Origin of the sequence: Rhodococcus wratislaviensis, assembly GCF_900455735.1 — a bacterium.
Taxonomy (GTDB): domain Bacteria; phylum Actinomycetota; class Actinomycetes; order Mycobacteriales; family Mycobacteriaceae; genus Rhodococcus_F; species Rhodococcus_F wratislaviensis.
Window position 1 is genome coordinate 295,857 of the sequence record NZ_UAUI01000022.1, and the last position, 13,491, is coordinate 309,347.

Below are 13,491 nucleotides of genomic sequence, written 5' to 3' on the forward strand. Positions count from 1 at the left end.
GCCTGGTGACTGCAACACTGCGCATCAGCGAACTGTCGGCTTCGCGCGGTGAGCGCACCCTCTTCGCCGGCCTCGACCTCACCGTCGCCCCGGGCGACGTGACCGGACTCGTGGGGGCCAACGGTGCCGGCAAGTCGACGCTGCTGACCGCCCTCGCGGGGGTCGGCTCGGCGGACGTCGAGGGCACCATCGTGCTGAGCCCGCCCGATGCGGCCGTCGGCTACCTCGCCCAGGAACCCGACCGGATCGCCGGCGAGACGGTGCTCGACTTCCTCGGTCGCAGGACCGGCGTCACCGAGGCGGAGCACACCATGAACTCGGCCGCCGAAACGCTCGGCGAGTCGGACGAGGATCTCTACTCCCCCGCCCTCGAACGCTGGCTCGCGCTGGGCGGCGCCGACCTCGCCGAGCGCGCGGAGAAGGTCGTGAGCGAACTCGGGCTGGGGGTGCCGCTCGACACGCACATGACGTCGCTGTCCGGTGGGCAGGCCGCGCGCGCAGGATTGGCGTCGCTGCTGCTGTCCCGGTACGACGTGCTGCTGCTGGACGAGCCGACCAACGACCTCGACCTCGTGGGGCTCGAGCAGCTCGAGCGTTTCGTCGCCGAGAGCCGGGCGGCCATGGTGGTGGTGAGTCACGATCGGGAATTCCTGGCGCGCACCGTGACCGGCATCGTGGAGCTCGACCTCGTACAGCAGCAGATCGCGGTCTACGACGGCAGCTACGACTCGTATCTCGCCGAACGGGAGATCGCGCGCAGGCATGCCCGGGAGGCGTACGAGGAGTACGCCGGGACCCGTTCGGACCTCGAGGACCGCGCGCAGATGCAGCGGAACTGGATGGAGCACGGCGTCCGGAACGCGCGTCGCAAGGCGAAGGACAACGACAAGATCGGCAAGGGTCTGCGCACCGAGTCCACCGAGAAGCAGGCGGCGAAGGCCCGGCAGACGCAGCGCCGGATCGAGCGGCTCGAGGTGGTCGAGGAGCCGCGGAAGGAATGGGAACTGCGGATGGAGATCGCCGCCGCCCCGCGCAGCGGATCGGTCGTGGCGACGGCGAACGGCGCCACCGTCGCGTGGGGCGGGGACCGCGAGTTCACGTTCGGCCCGGTCACCACTCAGGTGGACTGGGGTGACCGGATCCTCATCACCGGCGCCAACGGTTCCGGTAAGACGACCCTGCTGAAGGTGCTGCTCGGCAAGATCGCCCTGGACGCGGGCACCGCCTCACTCGGCTCGGGTGTGGCGATCGGCGAGATCGATCAGGCCCGCGGCCTGTTCGAGGGCGGCGAGAAGGTGGCGGACGCGTTCGCGGCGCAGGTCCCGGACTGGCCGGACGCCGACGTGCGGACGCTGCTCGCGAAGTTCGGGCTCAAGGGACACCACGTGCTGCGGCCGGCGGCGTCGCTGTCACCCGGTGAACGCACCCGCGCCGCCCTGGCGCTGCTGCAGGCGCGGGGCGTCAACCTGCTGGTGCTCGACGAGCCCACCAACCACCTGGACCTCCCCGCGATCGAACAGCTGGAGCAGGCCATGGAGAACTTCGACGGCACGCTGCTGCTCGTCACCCACGACCGGCGGATGCTGGATTCGACACGCAGCACCCGCCGGTGGCGGATGGACGGCGGCCGGCTGTCCGAGGAGTAGTCAGTCGCCTTCGGCCATGGGTGGCAACGCCTTGACGAACGGCGGGTCGTAGTCGACCTTGCCCAGCTTCGCCGCGCCGCCGGGGGAACCGAGGTCGTCGAAGAAGTCGGCGTTCGCTTTGGTGTACTCCACCCACTGGTCCGGGACGTCGTCCTCGTAGAAGATCGCCTCGACGGGGCACACCGGCTCACACGCGCCGCAGTCGACGCATTCGTCGGGGTGGATGTAGAGCATCCGACCGCCCTCGTAGATGCAGTCGACAGGACATTCTTCGATGCATGCCTTGTCCAGAACGTCGACACAGGGTTCAGCGATGGTGTAGGTCACGTCTGTAATCCTGTCCTTTCCTGCCGTCCTGCGCGAATCGCCTCCACTCTGCCACGCAATTTCCCAGGGTCAACCTGTCATTTCGGCGCCCGGCGCCGTTGTACACCGTTGACAAACTGTTGGGTTTTCACAACACTTTGTTGCATGAGCCCAGTACGGCGTGGGGACGCCCTCCCCATCTACAACCGCATCGGCGTCCTTCGCGCCGAGCGCGGGATGAGCCGGGCTCAGCTGGCGGGACTCATCGACGTCAATCCCCAGACCGTCGGCGCGCTCGAACGGGGCGACCACTACCCCAGCCTCGACCTGGCGTTCCGTATCTCGTGGGTGTTCGAACTGCCGGTGGAGGCCATCTTCTCCCGCACCGAGTTCGGCCCCCTGTCCACCGAGCTGTACCGCACCGACCGACCGCCGTCCACCACAGGAAGCGGGGAGAGTTCCCATGCCTGAGACCAATCTGATCGAGCGGTACCAGGGGTTCCGGACGCGCAGGTTCCTCCAGAACGAACGCCGTTACCGGACGTGGCTACCGAGGTGGCGGACCCGCAGCCGCAGACGAATCCTGGTGGTCGCCCTCGCGGTCACGTTCGTGTTCATGACCGCCGTCGGCATCGTGTGCCATTTCGACATGGTCGTCGGGCCGCTGCTGTGGCTGCCCGCGTGCCTGTTGTTCTTTCCCCTGTGGACGATGCTCCAGATCGTGTCCGGGCGGCAGGGGGACGCTCCGCGCGACGCTCTCGACGAGTGGGAGATCCAGCAGCGCAACAGTGCCCGGTCGATCGGACTCACGGTCACCCAGCTGCTGACGCTCGTCCCCGCGTTGTACCTGATCTTCGTCGGCGCGCTGGACGGCGATCACGGCAACGTGCCGTACGCCGCCGGACTGCTCGTCGTCACTGCGCTGATGGTCGGGGGTTGCACGCCCGCCATGATCCTCGGCTGGACGCAACCCGATCCCGACCCCGACGACCTCGCTTCCTAGGAACACCCGCACTCCAGAACGGGAAGGACCCATGTCTCACACCCTCACGATCGACGGCATCTCCAAACGGTACGGCGAGGTCGTCGCACTCGACGACCTGTCCTTCGAGGTCCGCCCCGGCGAGATCTTCGGTTTCGTCGGCAGCAATGGTGCCGGCAAGACCACCACCATGCGCATCGCGCTGGGTGTCCTGTCGGCCGATTCCGGCGAGGTCCGGCTCGGCGGCAAGCCGGTGGACCTGGACGTGCGGCGCACCATCGGATACATGCCGGAGGAACGCGGGCTGTACCCGAAGATGAAGGTGGGCAAGCAACTCGAATACCTCGCCGAGCTGCACGGCATTTCCCGCTCGGCGGCGCGGGAGGCGGTCGCCCGCTGGACCGAACGCCTCGGCATCGCGGACCGTGTCGGCGACACCGTCGACGCACTCTCGCTCGGCAATCAGCAACGCGTCCAGCTGGCGGCTGCGCTCGTCCACGATCCGGCGGTGCTGGTTCTCGACGAACCCTTCTCGGGGCTCGACCCCGTCGCGGTGGACGTCATGAGCGACGTGCTGGTGGAGAAGGCGAACACCGGAGTGCCGGTGATCTTCTCGAGCCATCAGCTCGAACTCGTCCAGCGCCTCTGCCACCGCGTCGGCATCATCAGCCACGGCCGGATGCGTGCCGTCGGCACCGTGGACGAACTGCGCGGCGGCGGCAACGCCCAACTCGAAGTCCACGCACCGGAGGCGCCGGTCGGCTGGGCGCACCATCTCGAGGGCGTCACGACTATCAGTCATCTCGACGGCCGAACCCTGCTGTCGCTCGACGCCCACGTGGACGACCAGCTGATCCTGCACACCGCCCTGAAGACCGGACCGGTGCACGAATTCTCGCTGCACCGGCCCACCCTGACCGATCTGTTCCGAGAGGTGGTCACGGCATGAGTGCCCCACTGAGCCCCGCCCGCGCGATCGGCCTCGTGGCCCGCCGCGAATTCCTGACCCAGGTGGCGAAGAAGAGCTTCGTCATCAGCAACGTGATCATCCTGCTGGCCATTGTGGGCGGCATCGTCGCGTACTCGCTGTTCTCGGGCGGCGACGACGAACGCGCCACCGTCGGACTCGTCGGCGACCAGTCGCTCGCGCCGGCTCTCGTCGCCACCGGTGACGCGGTCGGGACACCGGTCGACGTCGTCCCGGCCGCGGACGAGCAGGCCGCGCGGGACGAGGTGGGGATCGGTGACCTCGACGTCGCCCTGATTCCCGGCACCGACGGATCCGTCACGGCCGTCACCGAATCCGAGATCGGCTCCGGGCTTCGCACCGTGATCGACGCGGCCGTGGTGCAGCAGGCTCAGGCCGGCGCGCTCGTGGCACAGGGCGTGGATCCCGCGCAACTCGCCGAAGCGACCGGCCGGGCGGTGGTCACCGTCGACGCACTCGATCCGCCCGACCCGGAGAAGGGCCAGCGCGTGGCCCTCTCCATCGCCGTGGTCGTTCTGCTGTACATGCAGATCATGATGTTCGGCATGTACGTGGCGATGGGTGTCGTCGAGGAGAAGTCGAGCCGTGTCGTGGAACTGCTCCTGTCGACCCTCCGTCCGCTGCAACTGCTCTGGGGCAAGGTCATCGGCATCGGCGCGGTCGGTCTCGTCCAGTTGACCGCCTACGGTGTGGTCGGTGTCGCGGCCGGACTCGCAACGGGCGTGCTCACCGTGACGGGGACGGCGATCGGGGTGCTGGCCGGAACGCTCGGCTGGTTCGTGCTCGGATTCGCGTTCTTCGCCGTCCTCTACGCCGCGGCCGGGTCGATGGTGTCGCGGCAGGAGGACGTCAACGCGACCGCATCACCGCTGATGGTGCTGATCGTCATCATGTTCTTCAGCGCCTTCTCCTCGGTGAGCAACCCGGACGGCACCCTCAGCAACGTCCTCAGCTGGATTCCGCCGTTCTCGGCGATCCTGATGCCGCTGCGCATCGCCGCCGGCGTGGCGTCCCCGGTCCAGGTGGTCGTCACCGTCGCTCTGATGCTCGCGGTGACTGCCGCGCTCAGCGTGCTGGCCGCGAAGATCTACCAGCGCTCGATCCTGCGGATCGGCAAGGTCGTGTCGTGGAGGGAAGCACTCGGGAGGTAGTGAATTCCCAGCGCACGGCCAAGTTCTCTGTGTAGTGTTCGAATCGTCGATCGATGCTGCTCAGCTGCCGTCGTGGAACGGGGAACACCCATGGTCGTCCGTCGCGGGAAGCCGATCGTCGCCCTCGCCGTCGCCGTGGTCGCGTCCATGGCGTTGATGCTGACGGCGTGCACGTCCGACGAGCCGACCACTGCGGGCGGTGGCAACGCCGGCCCCGACGGCACCCCGGTCGCCTTCAAGGAACCGGTGAGGCTGTCGAGCGAGAACGGGGTGCTCGAGGTTCGGCTGTCGGCCCATCAGGGCACGGTCGACCTCGACACCGTCTCGGAACCGGTGTCCAACTTCCTGGTCTTCGGATACGAGGTTCTGCAGGGCACGAGTTCGAACGGCTCGACCACGGGCGACGACCTCTACCCGGCACCGACGTTGCGCGTCGATCCGGGTGAGCGCCTGATCATCCACTACGACAACGATCTCCGGAATCTGACGATCGAGGACTTCTACGACCCCGCGTTCACGCCGGCGGGCGGGGAGGTCCCCATCTATCCCCCGGCACTCGAATCGGCGCCGCTGAACCTGCACACCCATGGTCTGCACGTGAGCCCGGACGGCAACGCCGACAACGTGCTGCTCGACATCCCCGCCGGAATGGGCAACGTCTACGACTACGCGGTGCCGAAGGACATGCCGAACGGCCTGTACTGGTACCACAGCCACCGTCACACGATGACCGCGCAGCAGACGTACGCGGGGCTCGCGGGACTGCTCGAGATCGGCAGGCCCGACGGCAACCTTCCTCTGGTGACGCAGAACGACGTTCCCATCCGCGACATGGCGCTGCAGTACAACTTCGTCTTCGACCGTAAAGGCAACGGCCACCAGCTGAACGACCCCAACTGGCCACAGTTCGTGAGCACACTGAAGCCGCCGGAGGGGACCGAGCTCGCCGACGGAACGTACGAGCCGAGTCTCGCACCCGTGAATTTCTCGGAGACCACGGAGGGCGCCCAGTACGTCACCAACTGGTATTCCGGGCCGCTGTCGCCGGCGAATCATCGCGGGCAGAACCAGTTCGTGCCGGGCAATCTCCAGAGTTTCAGCAGTGATTCGACGAATGTCCCCGCCGACCCGTCGCTGCCGGACAACGAACGCGACGTGCAGTACACGGTCAACGGGCAGTTTCAGCCGGAGCTGAAACTGAAGCCGGGCCAGACGGAGATCTGGTCGCTGGCGAACATCAGCGACTTCGCCTACATGCCGCTCAGACTCACCGAGACCGCGACGGGCAACCACCCGAAGTTCTCCGTCGTCGGCCAGGACGGCAATCCCTTCACCCAGGTGCAGCTGCCCGTCGGTGGTGACGGCACCCGGCTCGTCATCCCGCCGGGGTCGCGGTACGCGATCGCCGTGACGATGCCGGACACCGGCGATCTGGTGCTCGACATGCCTCCACTGGACGGGGCGAAACCCGTCACCAACCCCGGCGTTCTCTACACCGGCAACGGCACCGACAACCCGCCGGCCGAACTGGGCACGGTGACGGTCGACCCGTCGGTCATCAGCTACGCCGACGGCTTCTTCACCTTCCCCACCCAGACCCTCCTGCACGTCACACCCGACAGCGGGGAAGGGCAGACCACGCCGTTCGAGCCCGGCCAGAACCTCGACGCGTACACGTCTTTCGTGGACACGTCGGTGATGACACCGGACGTGAAGCGCACCCTCACGGTCTCGGGCGGGTTCGGCAACGAGAAGGCCAGCAACAGCGACCCCAAGGCCTTCACGTACGAGTTCGACGACAACACGTTCCCGAACATCCCGCTGATCCAGCCGCGCCTCAACTCGGTCGAGGAATGGTTGATCACAAACCTCAACAACGACGAGCATCCGATGCACATCCACGTCAACGACTTCCAGGTGATGGAGATCGTCGACCCGATCGCCGGTACCCGGACCGGGGTGCAGCCGTGGGGCGAGGACAACGTCAACGTGCCGGCGCCCGTCACCGACGCGAACGAGAACCCGCTCGTGCCCGCATCGGTGACGCTGCGCACGAAATTCACGGAGTACACAGGCACTTTCGTGATCCACTGCCATCGCCTCAACCACGAGGACAACGGTCTGATGGCCACCGTCAACGTCATTCCCGAGGTGTCGACGTACGCGGTGGCGGTGCCAGGTTCGGCGGGCACTCCCGCGACCGTGCAGGTCCACGACGGCAACGGCGACAAGGTGATCGCCGCGGTCACACCGTTCCCGGCCTTCGAGGGCACCCCGACGGTGGCGATGGCCGACGTCAACGGCGACATGATCCTCGACCTCGTCGCCGGGACCGGTGCGGGCGTGGCGCCGGAGGTCGTCGCCTACGACGGCAACGATGTGGGCTCCGGCCCGTTCACCGCAGAGCTGACCCGGTTCGCCCCGTTCGACGACGGCTTCCGCGGAGGCGTCAACGTCGCGGGTGTGGACATCGACGGAAACGCGCTGGCCGACAACATCATCGCCGGCACGGGCCCCGGCACCGAATCGCAGGTGAAGGTGTTCTCGTCCACCCTGCCCACCGAGAAGGGCGTGGCACCCGAGGTCTTTTCGAGCTTCACCCCCTACCCCGGATCGCAGTCCGGGGTCACCGTCGCCACCGGCTTGGTCGACGCCGGCTCGGGCCGGGCAAGTATCGTCACCGCCCCCGGCCCAGGAGAAGCGCCTCGCGTGAAGACGTTCCGCTACGACCTGTTCGAGCCGACCGCCGCCGCCGAAGCCGACGGCACCGCGGACGAGCACGCCGGCCACACCGGCGGACCGCGGATGACGTCGGAGTTCCTGGCGTTCGACGAGAGCTACGTTGACGGTGTCTCACTCTCGACGGGGTGGGTGGCCGGCGCCGAAGGCGGAGCGAAGAGCATCGTCACCGGCATGCTGGGCGGCGACGGCACTGTTCGCGTGTGGTCGAGTGGTTCACGCCTCGACGGTGAACCGGGCATGTATCTCGAGAGTCCGAATCACCACTCCGGCGACGTCGTCTTCACTGAGATCGCGTCGTTCGCACCGTTCGCCGGCGGCACTCCGGGGACGGGCGTCCAGGTGGCCACCACCAGCACCACCAGCGGCGCCGACCTGCTCGTCAGCGGCTCCGGGCCCGGCGGCACCGAGGTGCGCAAGTTCGGACTGGGCCGCGCCGAACCCCAATCCACCACGCTGGTGCCGCTGCCGTCGGGCGCCCTCCCCGCGCTCCCCGCAGCGCAAGGGTCCGTGCCACTCGGTGGCCGATAGTCGGCCGGCAGATGCAGTGGGTCAGCCGACCCGCTTCTCGGCGGCGTCGGCGATGTCGTCGAGATCGCGCCGGATCGCCTTGGTGGTCGCCTTCAACGCGAAGGAGCCGAACACTTTCATCATGAACTTCGAAAATGCACCGAGCCCAGTTGCTTCCGCTGAGAAGTGAAAGGTCAGGGTGGTGCCGTCACCAGCAGGCTCCAGGGTGAACACCGTCGTGTAGTCCGCGCCGTGGGACGACGCCTTCACCACGGTGCGCTTCTCCGGGTCGATCTCCGTTACCCACATTTCCTCGGTCGACGACTTGCCGAACAGCACCCGGGTCTCACGCCACCGCGTACCGACCTCGTACTTCGTCGAATCCAGCCTCTCGAGCTTCTCCACACCGCTCAGAACCGATTCCGCATTGTCCAGATCGGTGATGACCGCCCAGACCGCGCCGACGGGCGCATCGATCGTTCGGCTCACGCGGATCTCCGAAGCTGACATGAGGCACCCATTTCTTTCTTCTCAGGGCAGGGTCCAGAACTGGCGGGTCACCAGGTAGAAGACGATGACCCAGAACACCATAACCCCGGCGACGATCGCGATCCCTCGACGGTTCGTTCTCGCTACCGGAACGTCCAGGGGCGGTCGCAGCCAACGCCCCAGCACACGGTTGACGTAGTACGGCATCGTCACGAAGCTCATGATGAAGCTGGACAGCAGGTTTCCGACGAGCAGACCGAGCCACAGTGGCATCTTCAGCGGCGACAGCGCGAGGGTGAGAATCACGACGGTGGGATAGAGACCGACCCACACCGCGATCGACGTCTTGGTTTCGGACGGCGGCGGCGCCTCGTTGCCGTTCTCGTCGAACGCGAACCAACTCCCGAAGGAGTTGTCGATGGTGCGCAGTTCGAAGTCGTGGAACTTCTCCCCCTCGGCGAGGAGTTCCTGACGCTTCGTCGACGTGAGCCACCTGTCGAGGTCGGCCGCGTTGTCGTAGCGGTACAGCGCGGTCCATTCGTCCTGGACGCCCTCGATGGGGCGGAAGAGTTCGCTCCCGCGGAAGCCGTCGAACTTGCTCTCTTCCACTCGCAGTCGATCCTGCCACGCAAGGAAGTCGTCGACGTGCTCCGGACCGACACGGTGCGTCACGACGACCGTCACCAGCGGATCCGACTCACGCGTCCCCCCGCTGATGACCTGCTGGGTGGCAGGACCGTCGAAGTACTGCTGCCCCTGGTCCAGGCGGCCCTGCCGGGTGGCGCTGTTGATCCAGGCCTGCACGTGGGCGACGGAATCGAAGCGGTACACCACGACCCAGTCGGGTTGCACGGCGGTGGGCGCCGAGATCTCGGCGCCCAGGAAACCCGGGTAGTGGGACGCGGCGGTGTTCATGTCCTGCTGCCAGGCCTCGAAGGCCTCCTCGGATCCGGCGCGCACCTTCTGGCCGATGATGACCGTCGCGGCGTTGCCGGTGGATTTCTCAGTGGGCTTTTCGGTGTCCATCGCCCTCTCCTCACGGCTCAGGTCGTCGGAACCGATCGGTTCTCGCCGATTCGGTGGTAGATCCGCTCGGGGGTGAGCGGCAACGCGCGGAAACGCACACCGGTCGCGTCTTCCAGCGCGTTGGCCAGGGCAGGTGCCACCGGGTTGATGCAGCACTCCGCCATTCCCTTCGCACGCATCGGTCCGACGGAGTCCGCCGAATCGACCAGCAGCACTTCGGTGCGGGGAATGTCGGCGTAGGTGGGGATGCGGTAGTTGCGCAGGTTGGGGTTGATCATCACGCCGTTGTCGTCGACGCGGAAGTTCTCGGTCAACGCGAATCCGATGCCCTGGGCGACGCCGCCCTCGATCTGGCCGCGGACCTGCACCGGGTTGATGATGACCCCGGCGTCCGTGGCATGGACGCTGTAGAGGATGCGGATCTCGCCCGTCACCCGGTGGACGGCGATGCGGAAACCGTGGGTGTTGGAGACGACGCTGCGCGGCGACCCGTACGCCTTGCGCGCCTCGGTGAACCGGATGCCGCGGCGGCGGGCGGCGTCGAGGAGTTCGGTCAGCGGCACATGCGTGCCGTCGCAGAGCACCCCGTCGTCGTCCATCGCGCAGGACGCCACGTCGACCCCGGTGTGCGCCGCGGCGAACGCCAGGATGCGGTCGCGCAGGGCCTCCGACGCCCGCGACACGGCGTTGCCTGCGACGAAGAGGCCCGCGCTCGCGAACGCCCCCGTGTCGAAACCCGTCCGGTCGGTGTCGGACTGCACGAGACGCACCCGCGACGGCGTGGTACCGAGATGGGTGGCCGCGATCTGCACGTGCGCGGTCGACGTCCCCTCACCGAATTCGACGGTACCGACGGCGAGTTCGTACACGCCGTCGTCGCCGAGCGTCGCCCACGCCTCCGAGATGTGTTCGGTCGGGGGCGCCGTCTCGTGGAGCGAACTCGCGGTGCCCACGCCGACGAGCCAGTCGTCGCCCAGCACCTGCCCGTTCCCGGTCCGTCTCAGTGCGGCGTCGACGAGATCGATGCACTGCCCGAGCCCGTCCTCCTCGAACACGACGTCGTCGGGACCGTCCTCGATTGCCACGAGTGAGTCCCCGGGGCGGACGATATTGCGGCGCCGCAACTCGAGCGGGTCGATGTCGAGTGCGACCGCCAGCTCGTGCATGGCGGATTCGACCGCGAAGGCGGGCTGGGTCATGCCGTACCCGCGCAGCGCTCCGCTGGGCACGCTGTTCGTGTAGACGGAGTACGCATCGAACTTCTTGTTCAGACACCGGTAGGCCGAGATGGCGGCTCCGGCGGCGAACAATGTTTCGCCCCCGTGGTTGCCGTACGCGCCCGTGTTCGACACGTTGCGCACCTGGAACGCCGTGAGTGTGCCGTCGGCCCGGGCGCCGAGCGTGATGGTCAGCTTCATCGGGTGACGCGGCGACGCCGTCGTGAATTCCTCTTCCCGGGTGAACTCGAAGCAGACGGGCCGGCCCGTGTCGAGGGTGGCGAGCGCGACCAGATCCTCCGAGATCACCTCCTGCTTGCCGCCGAAACCTCCGCCGACGCGCATGCAGAACACGCGCAGCTGGTCGGGACGCAGGTCGAACAGGTGGGCCAGCTTGACCTTGGCGATCGACGGCGACTGCGAACTCGTGCGCACGTGCAGCCGGCCATCCTCCATCCAGGCGATCGACCCGTGCGTCTCGAGATGCGCGTGCTGCACGCGCGGGGTGAAGTAGGTGCCCTCGTGGATCACGTCGGCCTCGGCGAACCCCGCCTCGACGTCGCCGACCTCCCCGTGGAGTTCGAGCAGGATGTTGTGCACGGGATCGCGGACGAACGGGTCGTCCGAACCGTGCAGCTGTGGTGCGCCGTCGGCCATCGCCTCCTCAGGGTCGAACACCGCAGGCAACACGTCGTATTCGACGACCACCGCGCGACAGCCCTCCTCCGCGGCGCCGACCGTGTCCGCCAGCACCGCGACCACCCGCTGGCCGGCGAAGCGGACCCTGTCGTCGAGGATGTACGTGTCATCCGGGTCGACGAGGTGATCGGTGTGAATCGCGGTCGTGAACCGCTTCCGGGGCACGTCCTCCCACGTGTACACGCGGTGCACGCCGGGGACGGCGAGCGCCGCCGTCTTGTCGATCGAGACGATGCGGGCGTGGGCGTGCGGGGAATGCAGCACCTTGAGGTGCAGCATGCCCTCGATCTCGGTGTCCATCGTGAACTGGGCGCGGCCGGTGACCACATCGGTGGCCGCGGGCGCCCCGACGCTGGTGCCGACCGCGCGACCCGGTTCGGCGACCTCCACCGCGGCGACACCGTTCACGGCATCCTCGATGGCCCGATAGCCGGTGCAGCGGCAGAGATTGCCTTTCAGCGCGCGCGGCAGGTCCTCTTTCTGCGCGTCCGTGAACGTCGCCGAGGTCATGATCATGCCCGCGGTGCAGAAGCCGCACTGGAACCCGGGGGCGTCCCGGAACTGCCGCTGCAGCGGATGCAGGTCGTCCGGCGAACCGAGGCCCTCGATCGTCGTCACCTCCCGCCCCTCGGCGCGGAATGCGGGCGTGATGCAACTGTGCACGGGATCGCCGTCGAGCCACACCGTGCAGGCCCCGCAATCACCTGCGTCGCAACCCTTCTTGACGCCGTGATGACCGAGCGAGCGCACGAACGTGCGCAGGCACTGGCCGGGATTCGGCTCCGCGTCGAACGCCCTGCCGTTCACGGTGTACGTCATCGCCGGTCTCCTGCCACGAGCTCGGTCCGGATCTCCTCGGCGAAATGCTTCGCCAGGTGGCGACGGTGGTCGGGGCTGCCGTTGGGGTCGTCGAACCACACGTCCTCGGGCAGCGCGTCGATGCGCTGCTGCAGCGCCTCGGCGGCGGGTACGGCGTCGAACGCGAAACGGATCGGACGCGTCGTGCCCGCCGTGATCGTGAGCAGCAGGTCGTCGCCGTCGGGCGACCGGGTGCCGATCATGAACAGGGTGGACCGGCCCAGGTGCGTCAGCGTGAAGCGGCGGTGCGCGTGACGCTTGCGCAGGGCGCGGACGGGGATGTCGATGCGCCGCAGGATCTCACCCGGCGTGAGCACGTTCTCGTGGTCGCCCGTCACGAAGTCGGCGGCGTCGACGATGCGCTCGGACCCGTCGGCCGCCCACAGCGTGTACGTCGCCTCCAGCGCGACGGTCATCGTGATCATCGGGCCTGCGGGCAACGACATGCAGATGTTGCCGCCCACCGTCGCCGAATTCCAGACCTTGAACGATGCCAGGAACGCCTCGCAACTCGTTGCGAACAACGAGGCGGCGCTCCAGTCGTCCGGTGGCGCAAGCGCATACAACTCACGGACGGTGCACGTCGCTCCGATCTCGAGGCCGGCATCGCTCGGCACCAGGGTGTCCCAGCCGAGCGCCGTGAGATCGACGAGACGGCGCAGGTCGGGCTGCTGATCGGAGAACAGCCACGTTCCGCCTGCCAGCCAGGCGTCACCTTCCCGCCACTGCGCACCCGGCCGGTCGGGTGGGCGCCGAACGACATCGGTGATGGTGTTGAGGTCCATATGACTGCTCCACTCGGGAAATGTGTCGTCGTTCTCGTACCCGGCCTGCGTCAACCCATCTGACTTTAGACACCGCGACGGCGGTCTCGGTGTCG

General features: G+C 67.5%; 11 protein-coding genes. 6 read left to right on the forward strand and 5 right to left on the reverse strand.

All coding sequences use genetic code 11. From position 1 onward, the window contains the following. Nucleotides 1-5: 5 nt before the first annotated feature. Entirely contained in the window at nucleotides 6-1,646 is a 1,641-nt protein-coding gene (locus tag DTA22_RS23895) for an ABC-F family ATP-binding cassette domain-containing protein (RefSeq protein ID WP_112301122.1), read from the forward strand. Here the strand turns inward: DTA22_RS23895 and fdxA are convergent, their stop codons facing one another. Then, nucleotides 1,647-1,973 carry a ferredoxin gene (fdxA, locus tag DTA22_RS23900; RefSeq protein ID WP_005244047.1) on the reverse strand — a complete coding sequence of 109 codons (327 nt, stop codon included), beginning with the start codon at nucleotides 1,971-1,973 and terminating at the stop codon, nucleotides 1,647-1,649. 144 nt (nucleotides 1,974-2,117) lie between these two features. On the opposite strand from fdxA, the gene DTA22_RS23905 reads away from it, so the two are divergent. The 5 genes from DTA22_RS23905 (at nucleotide 2,118) to DTA22_RS23925 (ending at nucleotide 8,343) form a co-directional block, all read left to right on the forward strand. Continuing rightward, nucleotides 2,118-2,423, forward strand: coding sequence for a helix-turn-helix transcriptional regulator (locus DTA22_RS23905; protein ID WP_037234450.1), 306 nt, complete (start codon nucleotides 2,118-2,120; stop codon nucleotides 2,421-2,423). Continuing rightward, nucleotides 2,416-2,955 (forward strand): hypothetical protein, encoded by a 540-nt coding sequence (locus DTA22_RS23910; protein ID WP_037234452.1) that lies wholly within the window; start codon nucleotides 2,416-2,418, stop codon nucleotides 2,953-2,955. The genes DTA22_RS23905 and DTA22_RS23910 overlap by 8 nt, the downstream gene beginning before the upstream one ends. Nucleotides 2,956-2,986: 31 nt before the next feature. Then, on the forward strand, nucleotides 2,987-3,883 hold the full coding sequence (locus DTA22_RS23915; protein ID WP_037234455.1) for an ABC transporter ATP-binding protein: 897 nt from the start codon (nucleotides 2,987-2,989) through the stop codon (nucleotides 3,881-3,883). Beyond that, a complete protein-coding gene (locus DTA22_RS23920; RefSeq protein ID WP_112301123.1) occupies nucleotides 3,880-5,073 on the forward strand; it encodes an ABC transporter permease in 1,194 nt (397 codons plus the stop codon). Before DTA22_RS23915 ends, DTA22_RS23920 begins: the two co-directional genes overlap by 4 nt. A gap of 90 nt (nucleotides 5,074-5,163) precedes the next feature. Next, entirely contained in the window at nucleotides 5,164-8,343 is a 3,180-nt protein-coding gene (locus DTA22_RS23925) for a multicopper oxidase family protein (protein WP_112301124.1), read from the forward strand. A gap of 21 nt (nucleotides 8,344-8,364) precedes the next feature. Here DTA22_RS23925 and DTA22_RS23930 read toward each other — a convergent pair whose 3' ends face one another. Genes DTA22_RS23930 through DTA22_RS23945 form a run of 4 tightly spaced genes read right to left on the reverse strand, consistent with a single transcriptional unit; the run spans nucleotide 8,365 to nucleotide 13,396 of the window. Next, on the reverse strand, nucleotides 8,365-8,832 hold the full coding sequence (locus DTA22_RS23930) for an SRPBCC family protein (RefSeq protein ID WP_112301125.1): 468 nt from the start codon (nucleotides 8,830-8,832) through the stop codon (nucleotides 8,365-8,367). Nucleotides 8,833-8,853: 21 nt separating this feature from the next. Beyond that, on the reverse strand, nucleotides 8,854-9,837 hold the full coding sequence (locus DTA22_RS23935; RefSeq protein WP_112301126.1) for an antibiotic biosynthesis monooxygenase: 984 nt from the start codon (nucleotides 9,835-9,837) through the stop codon (nucleotides 8,854-8,856). Nucleotides 9,838-9,854: 17 nt separating this feature from the next. Next, nucleotides 9,855-12,572 (reverse strand): molybdopterin-dependent oxidoreductase, encoded by a 2,718-nt coding sequence (locus DTA22_RS23940; RefSeq protein ID WP_112301127.1) that lies wholly within the window; start codon nucleotides 12,570-12,572, stop codon nucleotides 9,855-9,857. Beyond that, nucleotides 12,569-13,396, reverse strand: a complete 828-nt coding sequence (locus tag DTA22_RS23945) for an FAD binding domain-containing protein (RefSeq protein ID WP_112301128.1) — start codon at nucleotides 13,394-13,396, stop codon at nucleotides 12,569-12,571. The genes DTA22_RS23940 and DTA22_RS23945 overlap by 4 nt, the downstream gene beginning before the upstream one ends. Between the last annotated feature and the right edge of the window lie 95 nt (nucleotides 13,397-13,491).

Coding starts and splice junctions, on each gene's coding strand:
- DTA22_RS23920 (WP_112301123.1), top strand. CDS start 3,880: ATGAGTGCCCCACTGAGCCCCGCCCGCGCGATCGGCCTCGTGGCCCGC.
- DTA22_RS23930 (WP_112301125.1), bottom strand. CDS start 8,832: ATGTCAGCTTCGGAGATCCGCGTGAGCCGAACGATCGATGCGCCCGTC.
- DTA22_RS23945 (WP_112301128.1), bottom strand. CDS start 13,396: ATGGACCTCAACACCATCACCGATGTCGTTCGGCGCCCACCCGACCGG.
- DTA22_RS23915 (WP_037234455.1), top strand. CDS start 2,987: ATGTCTCACACCCTCACGATCGACGGCATCTCCAAACGGTACGGCGAG.
- DTA22_RS23935 (WP_112301126.1), bottom strand. CDS start 9,837: ATGGACACCGAAAAGCCCACTGAGAAATCCACCGGCAACGCCGCGACG.
- DTA22_RS23925 (WP_112301124.1), top strand. CDS start 5,164: ATGGTCGTCCGTCGCGGGAAGCCGATCGTCGCCCTCGCCGTCGCCGTG.
- DTA22_RS23905 (WP_037234450.1), top strand. CDS start 2,118: ATGAGCCCAGTACGGCGTGGGGACGCCCTCCCCATCTACAACCGCATC.
- DTA22_RS23940 (WP_112301127.1), bottom strand. CDS start 12,572: ATGACGTACACCGTGAACGGCAGGGCGTTCGACGCGGAGCCGAATCCC.
- DTA22_RS23910 (WP_037234452.1), top strand. CDS start 2,416: ATGCCTGAGACCAATCTGATCGAGCGGTACCAGGGGTTCCGGACGCGC.